14 protein-coding genes are annotated in these 16,887 nt (G+C 41.1%); 10 read left to right on the plus strand and 4 right to left on the minus strand.

What is annotated here, in order from left to right; all coding sequences use genetic code 11:
* Positions 1-6: 6 nt before the first annotated feature.
* Positions 7-1,674: an FAD-dependent oxidoreductase gene (locus ACP2AF_RS13920; RefSeq protein WP_425236760.1), complete on the plus strand. Its 1,668-nt coding sequence runs from the start codon at positions 7-9 to the stop codon at positions 1,672-1,674.
* A 203-nt stretch (positions 1,675-1,877) separates the two neighbouring features.
* Here the strand turns inward: ACP2AF_RS13920 and ACP2AF_RS13925 are convergent, their stop codons facing one another.
* Together ACP2AF_RS13925 and ACP2AF_RS13930 are read right to left on the minus strand one after the other, a co-directional pair.
* Positions 1,878-2,969, minus strand: coding sequence for a trypsin-like peptidase domain-containing protein (locus ACP2AF_RS13925; protein WP_425236761.1), 1,092 nt, complete (start codon positions 2,967-2,969; stop codon positions 1,878-1,880).
* 9 nt (positions 2,970-2,978) lie between these two features.
* Entirely contained in the window at positions 2,979-4,142 is a 1,164-nt protein-coding gene (locus ACP2AF_RS13930) for a hypothetical protein (RefSeq protein ID WP_425236762.1), read from the minus strand.
* An 813-nt stretch (positions 4,143-4,955) separates the two neighbouring features.
* On the opposite strand from ACP2AF_RS13930, the gene ACP2AF_RS13935 reads away from it, so the two are divergent.
* Positions 4,956-5,993: a glycosyltransferase family 2 protein gene (locus tag ACP2AF_RS13935; protein ID WP_425236763.1), complete on the plus strand. Its 1,038-nt coding sequence runs from the start codon at positions 4,956-4,958 to the stop codon at positions 5,991-5,993.
* A 155-nt stretch (positions 5,994-6,148) separates the two neighbouring features.
* On the opposite strand, the gene ACP2AF_RS13940 is transcribed toward ACP2AF_RS13935, so the two are convergent.
* Complete coding sequence (locus ACP2AF_RS13940) at positions 6,149-6,346, minus strand: hypothetical protein (protein ID WP_425236764.1); 198 nt, start codon at positions 6,344-6,346, stop codon at positions 6,149-6,151.
* 121 nt (positions 6,347-6,467) lie between these two features.
* Positions 6,468-8,060, minus strand: a complete 1,593-nt coding sequence (locus ACP2AF_RS13945) for a vitamin K epoxide reductase family protein (RefSeq protein WP_425236765.1) — start codon at positions 8,058-8,060, stop codon at positions 6,468-6,470.
* Positions 8,061-8,333: 273 nt separating this feature from the next.
* Between ACP2AF_RS13945 and ACP2AF_RS13950 the strand changes: the two genes are divergently transcribed.
* The 8 genes from ACP2AF_RS13950 to ACP2AF_RS13985 all read left to right on the plus strand — a co-directional run bounded on the left by ACP2AF_RS13950 (position 8,334) and on the right by ACP2AF_RS13985 (position 16,885).
* Positions 8,334-8,636 carry a hypothetical protein gene (locus tag ACP2AF_RS13950; RefSeq protein ID WP_425236766.1) on the plus strand — a complete coding sequence of 101 codons (303 nt, stop codon included), beginning with the start codon at positions 8,334-8,336 and terminating at the stop codon, positions 8,634-8,636.
* A 198-nt stretch (positions 8,637-8,834) separates the two neighbouring features.
* On the plus strand, positions 8,835-9,428 hold the full coding sequence (locus tag ACP2AF_RS13955) for a type 1 periplasmic binding fold superfamily protein (RefSeq protein WP_425236767.1): 594 nt from the start codon (positions 8,835-8,837) through the stop codon (positions 9,426-9,428).
* A gap of 518 nt (positions 9,429-9,946) precedes the next feature.
* Positions 9,947-11,164 (plus strand): GTP-binding protein, encoded by a 1,218-nt coding sequence (locus ACP2AF_RS13960; RefSeq protein ID WP_425236768.1) that lies wholly within the window; start codon positions 9,947-9,949, stop codon positions 11,162-11,164.
* Positions 11,165-11,174: 10 nt separating this feature from the next.
* Positions 11,175-11,891, plus strand: coding sequence for an ABC transporter ATP-binding protein (locus ACP2AF_RS13965; protein ID WP_425236769.1), 717 nt, complete (start codon positions 11,175-11,177; stop codon positions 11,889-11,891).
* Positions 11,888-13,294: an ABC transporter permease gene (locus ACP2AF_RS13970; RefSeq protein ID WP_425236770.1), complete on the plus strand. Its 1,407-nt coding sequence runs from the start codon at positions 11,888-11,890 to the stop codon at positions 13,292-13,294. The genes ACP2AF_RS13965 and ACP2AF_RS13970 overlap by 4 nt, the downstream gene beginning before the upstream one ends.
* Position 13,295: 1 nt before the next feature.
* The gene (locus tag ACP2AF_RS13975) at positions 13,296-14,726 is read left to right on the plus strand and encodes a DUF3526 domain-containing protein (RefSeq protein ID WP_425236771.1); all 1,431 of its coding nucleotides are present in this window, start codon (positions 13,296-13,298) and stop codon (positions 14,724-14,726) included.
* Between the two features lie 115 nt (positions 14,727-14,841).
* Complete coding sequence (gene alr, locus ACP2AF_RS13980; protein WP_425236772.1) at positions 14,842-16,056, plus strand: alanine racemase; 1,215 nt, start codon at positions 14,842-14,844, stop codon at positions 16,054-16,056.
* The gene (locus ACP2AF_RS13985) at positions 16,043-16,885 is read left to right on the plus strand and encodes an alpha/beta fold hydrolase (protein WP_425236773.1); all 843 of its coding nucleotides are present in this window, start codon (positions 16,043-16,045) and stop codon (positions 16,883-16,885) included. Before alr ends, ACP2AF_RS13985 begins: the two co-directional genes overlap by 14 nt.
* Positions 16,886-16,887: the final 2 nt, after the last annotated feature.

Here is a 16,887-nt window from a genome sequence, read left to right on the forward strand (position 1 = left end):
AACACTATGAAAAAAAATAGACGAACAATTTCCTTTCTCTTAATGGCCGCATTTTTTATAGCATTGGGCCTAGGCTGTAAGGAAAAGGTACAAGTGGTAAATGATTCAAATACTGCCGATATCATCATCTATGGTGGTACTTCTGCAGCAGTCGTTGCTGCGGTGGAAGCTAAAATATCCGGAAAGTCGGTTATTGTGGTATCACCGGACCGGCATTTGGGTGGATTGTCATCCGGCGGTCTTGGCTTTACGGACACTGGTGATAAAAGCGTAATAGGAGGCCTTGCCAGGGAATTTTATCATCGCGTATGGCAGCATTACAATACGGATGCGGCCTGGAAATGGCAGCCTAAATCGGAATATGGCAACAAAGGGCAAGGGACACCGGCCATGGACGGAGAGAACCGTACCATGTGGATTTTTGAACCCCATGTGGCCGAGAAGGTTTTTGAGGATTTAATCAAAGAGTATGAAATCCGGGTAGATCGGGATGAGTGGTTGAACAGAGATAATGGTGTAGAAATGACCGAAGGGAAAATTGTATCCATTACCACCTTGAGCGGAAAGACCTATACCGGTAAAATGTTTCTAGATACTACTTATGAAGGCGATTTAATGGCTTCGGCGGGAATAAGCTATCATATAGGTCGCGAAGGTCGTGATGTTTATGGAGAAGAGTGGAACGGGATACAGACTGGGGTATTGCACCATAAGCACTGGTTCGAATCGGATATATCACCCTATGTGGTATCTGGGGACCCATCTAGCGGACTTTTGCCAAGGGTATCCGATGAACATCCGGGGGAAAAATATGAGGGTGATAACAAGATACAGGCGTATTGTTTTCGCACTTGTATGACCGATCATGAGGCGAATAGGGTCCCTTTTCCCAAACCGGAGGGTTATGACCCCCTGCAGTATGAACTTTTGGGACGGGTCTTCGATACAGGTTGGGATGGATGGTTCAATAAATTCGATGCTATTCCCAATCATAAGACGGACACTAACAATCATGGTCCTTTTAGCAGTGATAACATTGGTATGAACTATGATTATCCAGAAGCATCCTACGAACGTCGAAAAGAGATTATCAAGGAACATGAGCAGTACCAAAAAGGCCTATTATGGTTTGTTGCCAATGACGAGAGGGTACCTGAAACTATACGATTGGAAATGTCCAAATGGGGACTTTCAAAAGATGAGTTTATAGATAACGACAACTGGCCACACCAGATCTATGTTAGAGAAGCGCGCCGTATGATCGGGGAGTTTGTGATGACTGAAAACGAACTATTAAAAAGACAGCCCACACCAAATTCCGTCGGTATGGGCTCATATACTATGGATTCCCACAATATTCAACGCTATGTAAAGGATGACGGTTTTGTACAAAATGAGGGCGATATCGGAGTAGGCACAAATGGCCCTTATGCCATTGCCTATGGTTCCTTGGTGCCCAAAAGGGAAGAATGTCAAAATCTATTGGTTCCCGTTTGTGTATCCTCCAGCCATATTGCCTTTGGATCTATCCGTATGGAGCCTGTATTTATGATTTTGGGACAGTCCGCTGCGGTAGCCGCGTCTATGGCCATAGACCAAGGTATTGCAGTACAGGAGGTGAAGTATGAAATGCTAAGAGAGACATTGACCGGGAAAGGTCAAATATTGAAGTGAGAGCTTAGCGATACGTCAGGACAATGGTAAAGCCTTCACTTTTTGATGGAGGAATCTTCCAATTAACATCTTGTTTATTTTGATCGTAAAATATGACGAGTTGAAGAAGGACTTTCAAACCCAAACCAAGCAGAAACCCTTTTGGTATTTTAGGTGCATTGATTTTAATCCGGATACCAGGGAAGCTTAAAACATCCTGTTTTCTATCCTACTTTTCTTGCATGAGTACTTATGGTGCAATGATATTTTTCTACAAAGAAGTCATCCAATTCATCTGCTTTTATGGCCAGCTCTTTAATCTTTGTTTTGATACTGTTTTTGGTGGTCTCTTCCTTAAACAAATCTGACATATGCAATCTGTAGGAAACAAATATTTGATTTTGATAAATACCCAAGGAGAATGCACCTAAATCACTAGCTACAAGGTATTCATATAATCCACCAAGATTCTTTTTGGGTAAATTGTTAATTGGTGAGGTTACATATAGATAATTTTTGTTCATCACAAAAATCCGTATTAATGAACTCCCCTGATGAAATTCCCAAAACTCAAATCCCGCACGGGTCAAAACAGGATTAATATCCAACTGGGTAAGGGCTTCTTCAATAAATACAGAAAATTCTCCTAGTTTAACTTCCTCAAAAACATTCTTATCCAAAGTGGCCCCACAATTGGTACAATACTCTTGTGCTTCATAGGACAAGCCTGAACAGGATGAACACTGTAACGAAAAATCAAAAGACGTATTTTCCTTAACGCGATCAATAACATCTTTAATTACTGAGATAGGAATAGCAAACCCCACGTTGTCCGCATTATCAAATTTTGAAGAATTTATACCCGCCAATTTGCCATCATGTGTCACTAAAGGGCCTCCACTATTTCCAGGATTTATGGCAGCATCTGTTTGTACAAAATACTTTCCGTCCCTATGTTGTTCCGGATTGGACACAATACCGGATGTGATGGTGAATGGCATTCCAAATGGATATCCTAGGGCATACACTTGTTGTTGTCTAGACAATATCAGGTTGGGCTCCAAGTTGATTGTGTTCGCTATGTTTAATTTTGTTTCCGTTTTTAAAACTGCAATATCCAAATCGGGGTTGGTTAAGATCACCTTGGCGTGCATTCGATTTTTTCGGTCATCTTCAATAGCAACTTCTTTAAATCCTTCTATTACATGATGATTTGTGACTATAATATCCTGATCATGAATGTAAAAACAACTTCCCGTCCCATTAGAGGTTAGCACTTTAAAGGTTGCATTTTTGAAACGTTCCAAATTTTGCATCTTAAGCTTCTATCTAAATAATTTGGACAAAAAGCCTTTCGTAGTTGAGGCAATGTTCTGCGTCCTGGTTTTATTTTTAATTATGTTCTCCATACCGGCATATAATAGGTTTGCAGACTCTTCCCATACTTTTTTGTCCGCATTTCTGAGAACCTTAACTATTTTGTTATTAATGTCATCTTCTATGGTATTGTAATAGAAAAGATCGTAGAAGGCAATCAATAAAGTTAAGGTAGCTGCGGTATACTGCCTATTCTGAATTTCTTTTGTGGCAGTTTCAAAAGGTTTTTCCCAACTCCTTTTTATACTTTCTATTTCGCTCCTAGACTTTATTGGGATAAATGTTTCCGCAACATACATATCTGCCGCAAAATCTTCTTTGCTCATAGATTTAAGGGTATTCAGAAAGTTTTTCCCGCTCTGGATCCTACTTTGCATGTCTTCCTTAGCGTAAAGGCATTTAATTTGATGCTCAATATCGGTACGTAGTTTACCGCTGGGCGCGATAAGATAATCGATACGTTTCAGCGTAATATTAATGACATCCCAGTTGAAGTACTCAATTCTTTTTTCATCAAAATAATGGATAAAGACCTCTGCCTCCAATAAGAGTGAAGTAAATTTTTGCCATGCCTTATCCAGTAAATCTTTGTCGTAAAAAGTGATTTTAGGCTCATGTAACGGTTTAGCCCCGAACAAGCTTATAAGTTCATCATCCAAGTTATCCGCATTGTGACAAATTTCCTCCAGTACATAGTAGATTTTATAGGGCTCACATAAATGCAAGGGAGTTGAATAATGAAAATTAAGGAGGTTGCCCTTTAATTTTATCTGCGAAAGATTCAAGGGATAGAAATTGACTTCTGCAATTCTTCTAAGTAGAGGAATTTTATGTTTTTCCCCTATTTTCAGGAACGGAACCTTGATATGTAGTTCCGTATCCGTAATTTCTATTTCTACAACAATGGATCCATGTGGAATTTTAAAATAGCTATTGGTGTCGTTTCCATATTTTTTTCTGAGGTCCCGCCCAACATAATCTATAATGGAAAGAACGGTATCTTTATAATAGTTTTCTTCATAGGCCTCTTTTGCATCGTTCCATTTTTCCATGGAAATTCGAGAACGCAAAGATTTTAGTAATGTTTCTTCAAAGCTTAAAGCGTACCTCATGTTTTATAGTTGAACAACTTGGATTAATTCGTATTTCTGGCTCCCAGCATTTTAGACCTGTTTTTTTCTTTAAGTAACTGGAAAAATTTACATATATCCTCCTTTAAAACAATGTTTTGCTTCATTCGGTTCACAAAGAGTTTCACCAACATCAATACATGCTTTAATAAGACCTTTGAAGATGACGATGAGGCATACAAACAAAGACCTGGAACATGAAACCAAGGAATAAAATGGTCTTTACGAATTCATAAACTGTCGCTTAGTCTAGCTATTCATGTTCAAATTTACATCGGTTCACTTTGTTTTGAATGGTTTTATGTATTCCAGGCCTTTTATTGAAGCTACTTTTATCGAGAATTAATCAAAAAGCAAATTGGAATAGAAAAGTTGGACGATGGTCTTTTTAGGGCAAACCGAAAACACACATAAAAGCTCAACAAACGGTAAGGTAGAGGTAAAGTTGAAAATTACAAGGACTGAAGATTTATCGGAAACCACGTTGTCAGTAGGGGTAAGACTTCTTTTTTTAGGCCTTGGTTGAATAGCCCTTCTTGATTTGACCACAGCCTTACGTGCTGTGCAAGGACCCTACTCTTTTTTATCCCCAATTTCACAAGAATGGTTTCCAAGAGACACCATTTGGTAAATACAGCCAGTACAAATGGCCTATAAACAGACCTAGCAATTCGGTTTTGGAACCTTAAGCATTTTAATATCCATAATCATTAATTAATACAATATTATAATCCAATACTCACTATTTTGTAATATAATTCTTATATTTCCTTTTTAATTTAAAAAGCTTTTGTGATGCTTTTGAGTATTGTCATTCCTGTTCACAATGCATCTTCCTATTTAAAAAGATGTTTGGATTCTATAGTTCATCAAAGCTATCGGCAAATAGAGATAATACTGGTGGATGATTTTTCCACAGATGATTCTTTAGCTATGATTCGCGAATATGAGGAAAAGGATAATCGTGTCAAGGTGTTTTGTAACCTAAGAAATTGTCGTGCTGGATATACCCGTAACAAGGGTTTGAGAGCGGCCGCAGGAGCATATGTCTGGTTCGTTGATGCCGATGACTGGATACCCCAAGGAGCCATATCCGGATTGGTCCGGCATTTGAACAACTCCCCCAAGGATGTGGATCTATTGGTCATGGGGTATACGGACAACTTTGGAGATACCAATGCGAAATTTGAGAAAAAAACACGACTCCCCCGAAATTTAGGTAGAAACGAGGAGGCAATGCTCAGTTTTCTAAACCTTACCAAAGGGTTTTTTAGCTATCCCTTCCTGTATCTATATTCACGGCAGTTACTCTTGCAGCACCATATACTATTTCCGGAGAACGTGTATTATGAAGATATTTCTTTTGTGGCAATGGCCGTTCATCACGCAAAAAACATCGAGGTTTATTCCCGGTCTTCCTATAATTACAATTGTGAACCACACACCTCCATAACACGGACATACTCCAAGGAAAAAATTAGGGATATTATTTCAGCCTATGATAGGTTGTATGAATTTTTGACTTCCGAGGGACTTATCGAAAAATATAATGATCAATATCTGATGCGTTTTCTTTTACATGGTCTAGGGACTTGTTTTCAAATGTATTGTCAGCTCAATGAAGAGGATCAACAGGACAATGTGCTCAAGGAATTGTTACAATCGTATTTGGTTTCGGATATACTTTCTGACCAAAGCATGATTTATGTTTCTCGGTTAATTGAGGCAATTGATGATAATGAGGCACTTACAAAGGCCTATCATAGATTAAAACTTGACTTTCTGTGTGATACAAAGAAAAATTGGCGCTATAGTCAGGTAAGTCTCAAGTAAATTCTTCAATTTGTTTTTGGATTTGCTATGGCACAAAGAATGGTCATAACAGATTAGGCCTCTTGCTGCGGTTAGGTGTGTGAAAATCTATTGCAAATAAAAGCTGCATGAAAAATGTTATAAAAACGGTATTTCATGCAGCTGTTGACTAAATATTAATAAGGACCTTGGCAACAAGTACTACAAAAAGTATTTGGAGAACCAAGAAAAACCTGTTGTCTACATCCTGTGGAACAAGTAGGGTCAACAGAGCAGCTACCTACGGGTGCACCGCCTATAACAGCTTTCAATTCTTCGGACTGAAGTAGATTGTCAACTTTTAGATCCAACCCCTTAAAACTTAGATTTTTCATTCTATAAAACTTTAAAATTTATATTTGCCTTGAACAGTTAAGGACACTCAAGGTTTACGTCCATTCTTCGCGAAAGAATATTGTTCTTGGCCCAAAGTTCTTCTTTGGGCCCTTTTCTTTACTATCCCAGGATTTCCTTTAAGTCTTTTGCACTATAGTATTCCATAGGTAATTCATAACCATTTATGAAAAGGGTAGGTGTATGGGCGATTTCTTCTTTTTTGCACCAACCGTACATAGCTTCTATTTTGGTGTCCTGTTGGGCAAGCTCTCCGTTCAATGGATATTTATGGGCAAAAGCGTTATAGTCTTTTTTTGGAGCGCTGTACCAATTATCCAAAGCCTGTTGAGTTTTAAGTTCGTTGCCTTGATCATTTATGGCCAATAAATGCCTTACGGGTTTTGCCCTATTATCCGAATTGTTTGTGGATGCCGTAAACAATATCTGTAAATTAATTTTACCCTTGTTTACCAATTCCTCCAGATAAGGATGGGCGTTGGCACAAGGTTCACAATAGGGATTACACACTTTAATGATGTCATATTCAGCCGTATTTCTTTTTAATGAAATTCCCAATCCATGGGGAACTGTTACTATTTTCCGAGAAGCTGTAAGTAAACTTGATAGAACAGTGCGATTATTCTTGATTTTTTTGAACCCCCTTTTGTACAAATTCATTTCCCTTTCCTTGTGCAAAAGGGGTTTTACAAATTTCCAGGCCAAAATGGGTAGTATTAGTAAGATACCGAGTATAGGCAAAGTCTGTAGGACTATAGGACTTTCATAAAAGCCGGCAACATATCCCAAGAAAATCTCGGCCAAAAGAATAAGCTGTATGCCTACACAAAATTTGCACCACTGCCCAATAACTATCCCCTGATAATACGCGGATATCAATAATACGGGGAGCATGGCAAAACTAAAAAAGGTCAAAATGGCCCAGGATGAAGCGGAAAATCCATCGAATGGGAGATACAGCAGAGTGGCAAAAAAATAAGAGAAACCCAACGCACCAAGACTCAAGGATCCATTAAAAAGTCGGGCATGTTTTGAGTTCAGAACGGTATGGCAATCCACCCTTTTGCCTCCCGAACAAAGAGCTTGTAGTTTTGGGTTGTATTGGTCAATCTCAAACCATAACAGTGCCGCCCCAATAAGTAATCCACCAACTTTAAACAAGGTATAGACCAATATGAAAACAATGTTTTCCGGTTTCGCTGTTATTTCGGAATTGAAAAGGGTATTCGAGGCCCAAATTACGAGAAGTAGAAGAAGCAATATGCTGAGGCATTGTGCAAGTCTAATCGATGATAGTTTTTTATCTATTCCGGGCTCCCTTGTAGTTTCGGTCTTATCTACCAACAAACATATCCCGGTCCACTTTTTCAAAAAGCTTTCCTTTGATTCTTGCTTTAGGGTATTTGAGTTATCATAAAAAGAAACGGAATCCTCCGTACAGCGGTTCAATACCCAGAAAACTGGGCTCTTCTCCTTTTTAACCTGTGCAATACAGGGTAGGGGAAGTTCCGGTAATCGAACCTGGTCTATCTTAGCGGCCAAATTCTTTAGGCCATACGTGTTTAACGCATCGGATACGGCCAATAGACTGGTATGATCAGGATGGGAAAGTATGGTATCCTCTATATAGGACTTTGTATTTCTAACCTGTAGTAAGTCCAGAATTTTGCGGGTAACGAATACTGTGTTGTCCATAAAAATATAGTCTAAATAGTATAAAAAAAGAAAGGGATTTCTTGTTAAATGTAATGAATTGCGAAAACAACTTTTGTTAAATCAGAAAAAGATTTATCACATCAGAATATGTGTGGACTATTGGGATATAATTTGGCCTAAGTTTGATTGTGGATTTTGAATTGATGTAACGATTTTTAGAGGTACAATAAGAGGGACAATTAACATGTATACCCATACATTATGATTTTTTTAACACCGTAACTTAAATCGATTGTTTTAGATTTGTAGATTGTGAAAGGTTCGTTGAAGCATATAAGTGTATTCCTTTTTGTTGGCATGTTCTTTGCCAAGATAACTGCTTTCCACGTCTATGAGCATCATGATGTTGAAAATGATGAGATGGACCAATGCGAACTTTGCATTTTGGCCATCGACAATCAGCAGTCAGAAACTGCCTCGTTTTCTTTTGTTGCACTTGATCAACCTTCTTCTTTTTGGGATTATGAACCAGGAGTATTCTTCTCAAGTATTCAGATTCCCAAGACACAACTGGAATCCCATCACTGCTCCAGGCCTCCGCCTTCAGTTATCTAGCCAGATCTTTGCTTGTCTTTTTTCCTTGATAAGATAAGACTTTGATTTCTTGGTGTCTCACCAAGGTTTTATGGCAATACTGCTTTCCCAATTCAAATCAAATTTTGATAATTGACATCCAAAGGTTAAAGTAGTTGTATTCTTAAATCAAAAATTTTACTAAAAACGATTAACTCTAATATCCTTATAATTATTACTATGAAAACAATTAAATTCTTATCGGCTTTGGCCTTAACAAGCTTTTTGTTAACCTCTTGTTCGGATGACGACGATGCTCCAGAACCAGTAAATGAAGAAGAGACCATTACTACTATGACAATTACCATGGTTCCACAAGGCGGTGGTACTACCGTTACATTGGTTTCAAGGGATTTGGATGGTGATGGCCCTGATGCCCCGGATATTACAGTATCGGGAAGTCTTGCGGAAAACACCGTTTATGATGGCGGGGTCGCACTATTGAACGAAACCGAGACACCTGCTGAAGACGTCAATGAAGAAATTGAAGGAGAGGCTGCCGAGCATCAATTCTTTTTTGTTGTGGGAGGTGCATTGAATGCCACAACCGAATACGGGGACGATGAATCGGATTACGTGTCCGAAGAAACCGGGGAAAACTTTACGACTACAAATCCGGTAGGTATTGTGTTTACCCTTACGACCACGGATGCCAGTGCGGGAACTTTGGCGGTTACATTACGCCATGAACCCAAAAAGCCTAATGACGGTACTTTGGCTGATGCCGGAGGAGAGACAGACATCACCCAGACCTTCGATTTGACCATCGAATAATACGGACGGGTTTTCCGTCCACACCTAATTAAAACGGGGGAGTGGATAAACTTCACTCCCTTTTTCCAATGGGAAGTGCCAAGACAAAAAAATGGTTTGGGATACTACTAGCAACCGTACTTTTACTTCAGTTGTCATACCATACACTGCATGTCTTAACTTCTCATGTTTTCAGTTCATATGATTATCATAGTGTAGATGACACCCAAATTGAAGCACTATCCTTTTCCTGCGAACTGTGCGCTAAGTTATTGGGTCAAACCATTTACCTATGGTTTTGTACACTAATCCTTTTAGGGTTCGTAGCGGCCTTTGTATTTATAAGCGCAAAAGACCTCTATTTTAGGTCCAGAACCCTGGCTATTCGCTCTTTACGAGGCCCTCCCATGCCCAATTCCAAAGATATTCCTGCTGTTCAAGACATCTCTCTTGAGTACTGAAATTTAACACTTTGCAATCTAAATACTTGTTGCAGAGTTGTTATGATATTATATCATTTTATTTTAAAATCATTTACAATGGCAAAATTGCCCGTAACCGTATTGAGCGGTTTCTTAGGCGCTGGTAAGACCACGCTGCTCAACCACGTCCTACATAACAAAGAGGGCCTTAAAGTGGCCGTAATCGTCAATGATATGAGCGAGGTAAACATCGATGCTCAAATCGTACAGAACGAAAATACCCTTTCCCGTACAGAAGAGAGGCTTGTCGAAATGTCGAATGGCTGTATCTGCTGCACACTCCGGGAAGACCTGATGGTGGAAGTAGAAAAATTGGCCAAGGAGAACAGGTTTGACTATTTATTGATAGAAAGCACCGGTATCTCCGAACCCATTCCCGTGGCACAGACCTTTAGTTTTGCCAGCGAGGACGGCAGTATTGACCTGAGCCGATTCAGCTATATCGACACCATGGTTACAGTAGTGGATGCTTTTAATTTCCTAAAGGATTTTTCAAGCCCGGATTACCTCGCCTCCCGCAACTTAACGGATATCGAGGGCGATGATCGCACCATTGTAAACCTCTTGACAGATCAAGTGGAGTTCGCCAATGTAATCTTATTGAACAAGGTTGATTTAGTTACAGAGGAAGAACTACGGAACCTCTATGATATTTTGCACAAGTTAAACCCTGGTGCGCGAATTCTTCCATCCAAAAATTCCGAAGTACCCTTGCGGGAAGTATTGAAGACAGGTCTGTTCGATTTCGAAGAGGCCGAGACCTCGGCCGGTTGGATTCAAGAGCTTCAGAACGATCATGTTCCGGAGACCGAGGAATATGGTATCGGCTCGTTTGTGTTTCGCAATAAGCGACCTTTCCATCCTAAACGGTTCTTGGAATATGTAAATAATCGTTTCCCACCGAACGTCATCCGTAGCAAAGGCTTGTTCTGGTTGTCCTCACGGCCGGACCAAGCGTTGGTATGGAGTACGGCGGGCGGCTCTACCAAAGTAGATTCTGCTGGTGTCTGGTGGGCTTCCATGCCCTTTTCGGAACGCATTGGCTACGCTTCTTTCGTTAACAACCAAAAATTGATCGAGTCGGAATGGGCCACTCCCTTTGGAGACCGTAAGATAGAACTTGTCTTAATCGGGCAACATCTTGATGTTCCCTCTATAACCAAACAACTTGAAGAATGTTTGCTTAGTGATAGGGAAGTAGTCGATTGGGAAAAGGGAAAATTCCCTACTTCGGATGATTGGCCCATAGAAAACTATCAACATACAAATGTGTAATTTAAAAGATATGATCATCACAAACAATCTCACAAAGGAATATGGCGACCAAACTGCCCTTGATCATCTGAACCTTACCGTAAAGGAAGGCGAAATCTATTGCCTTCTCGGGGCCAATGGCGCTGGGAAAACTACCACCATCAACTTATTGTTAGGTTTTATCGAGCCTACCTCTGGCAGTGCTTTCATCAACCAATTGAACGTTCAGGAGAACCTAAGGACCACTAAACGATTTTTGGCGTACATACCGGAAAATCTGATGCTTTATCCTAGTCTCACCGCAGTGGAAAACTTGGATTACTTTTCGGGAATCGCAGGAAAAAAACTATCCGATTCAGATTTAAGGGGATTCTTAAAGGAAGCTGGGTTGCAGCTGGAAGCCTTTGACAAGCGTATCTCGACTTTTTCAAAAGGGATGCGCCAAAAAGTGGGTATCTCCATTGCCCTAGCCAAAGAGGCCAAAGTGCTCCTATTGGATGAACCCACCTCGGGCTTAGATCCAAAGGCCAGTAACGAATTCGGTTTGTTACTCCAAAAGTTACGTGCTAAGGGCGTGGCCACCTTAATGGCCACCCACGACCTATTTAGGGCCAAGGAGGTGGCCACACATATCGGTATCATGAAGGATGGCCAGTTAAAGGAGCAGCTTATGGCCGATGATATCTCCCTATCGGAATTGGAAGATTCCTATCTACACGCCATGGCCTATAAAGAACTTGCCCTATGATTTTAAGGACATTTTTAAAGGAAACCAGAGAATTGCTTCGCGATGGACGTGTTCGTCTTGCCTTTTTCATTGTAATCTTACTGTTGGGTGTAGCTGTGTGGATAAGTGCCCGGCAGTATGAAAATGTGAACGAACAATACGAGGCGGCCAAAACGGCCGAGCGTACCATATGGGACAACCAAGGTGAAAAGAACCCACATTCTGCCGCGCACTACGGTACCTACGCCTTTAAACCCAAATTCCCCTTATCCTTAGTGGACCAGGGAGTAGATAAGTACGCGGGCACGTCAATTTTTTTGGAAGCCCACAAACGTAACGAGGCCCAATTCAGTGCTGCGGCAGACCAAACAGGCCTGGCCCGTTTTGGAGACTTGACCCCTGATTTTATTTTACTGTTCATAATTCCTTTGCTCATCATTCTTTTGGGATACAACAGTTTTACCAAAGAGCGGGAAATGGGCACCCTGACCTTGTTAAAGAGTCAGGGGATTTCTACCTGGAAATGGATACTAGGAAAGTGGACGGCTCTATTTATTCCCATTCTTGCCATCACGGCCATCTTGTTTCTGGTAGCGGGCCTGTTGTTAAGTAGTCTAAAGGATTTTGGCATATTCAATTGGAATGCTTTGTTCGTAATGTTTGCGGTATATGTAGGGTACTACGTTGTTTTCATCAATATAGTTCTATTAATATCTGCAAATACAAAAAAATCCGGTGTTTCCCTGGTGGTTTCACTTTGTGTATGGATTATAGCCTGTCTGGCGGCGCCTAAGGCGGCGAGTAATGTAGCCGAGGCCAAACATCCCTATCCCACCCGTCAGGAATTTGCGGCAAACGTGTTAAAGGATAAAAAAGAAGGGTTGGATGGTCATAATCCTTGGAGCAAGGAAGCTAAACAATTGCAGGAAACCGTACTTGCGGAATATGGGGTGGACAGCCTTCATCAGCTTCCTTTTAATTTTGATGGATATCGAATGCAAAAAGGCGAGGAACATGAGGCAGAGGTATATTTTAAGCACTACAATTACCTTAAGGAGCAGTTTGTACAACAATCTGCCGTGTATAGAGGGTTGGCGGCCATTTCACCCTATCTGCCTGCGCGTTTTCTGAGTATGGCCATCGCCCAAACCGATTATGCCACGCACTGGGAATTTGCCGATGCCGCCGAGGAATATAGAATTGCTACCCAAAAATTTCTGAACGATAACTTTGCCGAGAATTCCGAATATGGCAATTGGGGTTATCGGGCCGATGCCGATTTCTGGAAGAACCTGCCCGCCTTTGAGTATGACCCGCCTGAACTCGGTTCCATTCTTTTAAGAAATATATCCAATCTAGGGATTTTAGGTCTTTGGCTTCTAGGATCCTTTAGTCTGCTATTGTTCACTACCAAAACCATTTGACATGTTAACGTACAATTTTAAGTATGAATTAAAGCTACTCCTGCGGAGCCGTTGGATACAACTACTAAGTGTAATACTGTTATTACTCTTCGGATTTTCGGCCTTTAATGGAAGACAAAAGGTAGAGAAACGCCGAAGCGATATTGCCGCTGCCTATAAAGAGATGCGGGAAAATGATGCCATGATGCTTATACTTCTTGATTCGGTAGAGCACGGTCTTGAAGTAAGCGTGCCCTACTGGACCGTTCCCTCTAGCCCTATGGCGCTGGGGAACTATTATCCCAGAGTGGCGGCCATGGAGCCTCAGCCCATGGCATTTGTGTCTACCGGGCAGGCCGACCTTTTTACCCACTACGTAAAACCAACAGCCACCGGGGATGACAATGCCCTTAACTTCACGGAAATGACCAGCCCAGTTCAATTGTTGTTCGGTAGTTTTGATCTGGCCTTTGTCATCATGTATTTGCTGCCATTGCTCATTATTGCCTTTTCCTACAATGTGCTTTCGGCCGAAAAGGAGAGCGGCTCTATTCGGCTTTTGGCCGCTCAGCCCATAACCATTCAAAAATGGGTAATGCAAAAACTGGGGCTGCGTTTTTTTTGGATGGCGATATTGGTCATGGTTACACTGATCTTGTCATTCCTGCTCATTGGTGTTAATATCATTGCACAAGCAACTTCTTTTTTAGGATTTTTGGCCTTGGTATTGGTTTATATGCTCTTCTGGTTCGCCCTAGCATTTTTGGTCAATCTACAAGCCGGTAGCTCTGCAAAGAATGCAGTCGCATTGCTTGGGCTATGGGTTGTATTTGTACTTTTTGTTCCCTCGGTCCTAAACCAATTGGGAAATACAATTTATCCTATGCCATCTCGTACCTTAATGATCAATGAAATGCGCAACCTAAAAGCGGAAGTTGCCAAAAAACAAGATGAGATACTGGACAACTTTTTACGGGATCATCCGGAATATGCCTTAAACGATACAAGCCAATCACGTGGATTTTACCATCGTTATATGGCTTCTCAAAGGTTGATAAAGGAAGAATTATCCCCAGTCGTCCAAAGGTATGAAGAACAATTGCAGAAACAACAGGACTGGGTAAGCCGTTTTAAATGGATTTCCCCGGCTATCATTGCCCAGGAATCCTTGAACCAAATAGCGGGCACTTCTACTAAGGACTATGCGGACTTTAGGAAACAGGTCATTGCCTTCGCGGAAACTTGGCGCGGACATTTGACCCCTTTTTTATACAACAATCGGGATTTTTCCCAAAAGGATTATCCCAATCTTCCAAAGTTTGGATTTAATCCAATATCACACAGATCCGAAATTAATGTTGTAATACTTTTTCTCAATTCTCTTGGATTGTTTCTCCTTGGATTTCTGGTCTCCACTAGCTCGAAGAAAAAGAGGGATTTAATGTACCTATGATAAAGGGAAGCCTTTTACCTGTGTACCGTTTTAGGGACTGACATAGCTGTTTGACCTTCAAAATAGGGAATGAATGTACGATTTATTGACAACGTAAGACCTAACCTAGATTTTCATGAAAAAAAATAGAAGACAGTTCATTTACGAATCCTTTGCGGGATTGGTTACTTTGACAGTGGGTCCGGGTGTATTTGGTCAAAGCCACTTTTTGGCTGGTAGGTCGTATGATAGTAAACCTTGGATAGAACTATCCAAATCCGCTTATCGGCATAATGCTTTGCAAATCGGTAAAATGGCAGGGGGGAAGCCCATCATAGCAGTAGTGAAAAACAACGCCTACGGTCTAGGTGATGTTGAAGTAACGAGAATTTTGGAAGGCTCATCGTCCATTATGGCAGTTGCTGTAGTAAAGGACGCTCGGGCCATCGCTTTAAGAGCAGCTGGATTTTCAAAACCTATCTTGCTCATGGGAGATTTTGATAGCGTAAGCGCCAATACTCTTGTAGAACAAGAAATCACTTTGAGTATTTTTTCAAGAGCTTCATTCAAAAAGATAAATGAGCTTGCCAAGGACACAAATAAAGCCGTAAAGGTCGCACTTTATATAGATACCGGTTTGGGTAGAATGGGAATTCCCTTTAAGGAAGCGGTACATATAGGAGAAGAAGTCGCTACAAATAACAGGTTGTCGATTACCCATACCTTCTCCACGCTTACTACGCCAAAAGACTTTGCGGAGAAGCAAATTCAACGTTTTGAGGAAATCACAAAAGCACTGCAAGGAAAAGGAATAGCCACTGGGATAAAGCATTTGGCTCCGTCGCTTTCACTTTTAGACTTGCCAAAATCGCATCAAGATGCCGTACGCCCCGGGATATTAATTCATGGTTCCTTTCCCTTGGTTAATAGGCCTGAAGCCAAACAATATCCACTTCAAGTACCGTATCGTCTAAAGGCACCAATAATCCGTCTTGAAAAATTGAAGGCAGGTGACACCATTGGTTTTTCCCGATTCTACAAAGTAGATCAAGACGAATGGATTGCCACGCTCCCTATTGGGTGGGCCGACGGTTATAATAGTGGAGCGGAAAATGGGGCCGTGGTTTTATTGAAAGACGAACTTTATCCGGTTGTGAATGTAAATGCGAGCCATACTAATGTTTCGCTTGGATCCACAACTAAAATCAGGGTAGGGGATGTAGCTACCTTGATTGGTCCAGAGCGACCAGAAATCACACCAGAAGGCTTTGGCAAGCTAATAAAGGGCCACAACTATTTGCAAATCAATTATAAGGAATCCATCCTTAAAAAAACGTATGAAAGTTTTTAATCTTCTCATTTTATCTTTTTTTACTATTTCTGTTTTTGGCCAAGGAAATTACATTGACCTTAAAGACGGCACAAAACTATATGTTGAGGAAACAGGTGATGGGGAAACACTTCTGTTCATTCCCGGTTGGACCATGACCCATCGATTCTTTGCAAAGCAAAAGGAGCACTTCTCAAAGCAACATCGTGTTGTCCTATACGACCCTAGGGGGCAGGGCAGGTCGGACAAAACCACCTACAAGAAAACGTATGCCCATCACGCGATGGACCTTAGGGAATTGATTTTACAAAAGGACTTGAATGAAATTGTTTTGATCGGCTGGTCCAGTGGCTGCCTTACCCTATACGAATATCTACGGGCGTTTGGAGTAGATCGTGTTAGTAAGATGGTGTTTATCGATGAACCTCCCAAATGGATTGGAAATAGGGAGAAAGAATGGGTGTATGGAACTTTTGATGATTACCGAAGTAGCCTAAAAGAAATGATTTCCGGGCCTTCGGAACCCGATGATATTATTGATTGGATGCTCAATGATTCCATTGATGACCCAACCAGAACTTGGATGCGAAAGGAAATGCGGATGACACCCCCTCATATTGCGCTAAGCCTTTACATAGACGGACTGGTATCGGACTATACAAAAGAAGTGGGCCAACTGGAAATACCTTCGGTTTTTATGGTAAGGGATTCCTGGTATGACCAAGCTAGCACTTGGCTCAAAATCCATGCCCCCGAGGCAAAAATTAAGGCAATTACCAGCCATGCCATGTTTTGGGAAAGAGCTGAAGAATTCAACACATTATTGGAAGACTTTATCGATTCAAACTAGAA

The sequence above is a fragment of the Ulvibacterium sp. genome (assembly GCF_965248315.1).
Classification (GTDB): Bacteria; Bacteroidota; Bacteroidia; order Flavobacteriales; family Flavobacteriaceae; genus Ulvibacterium.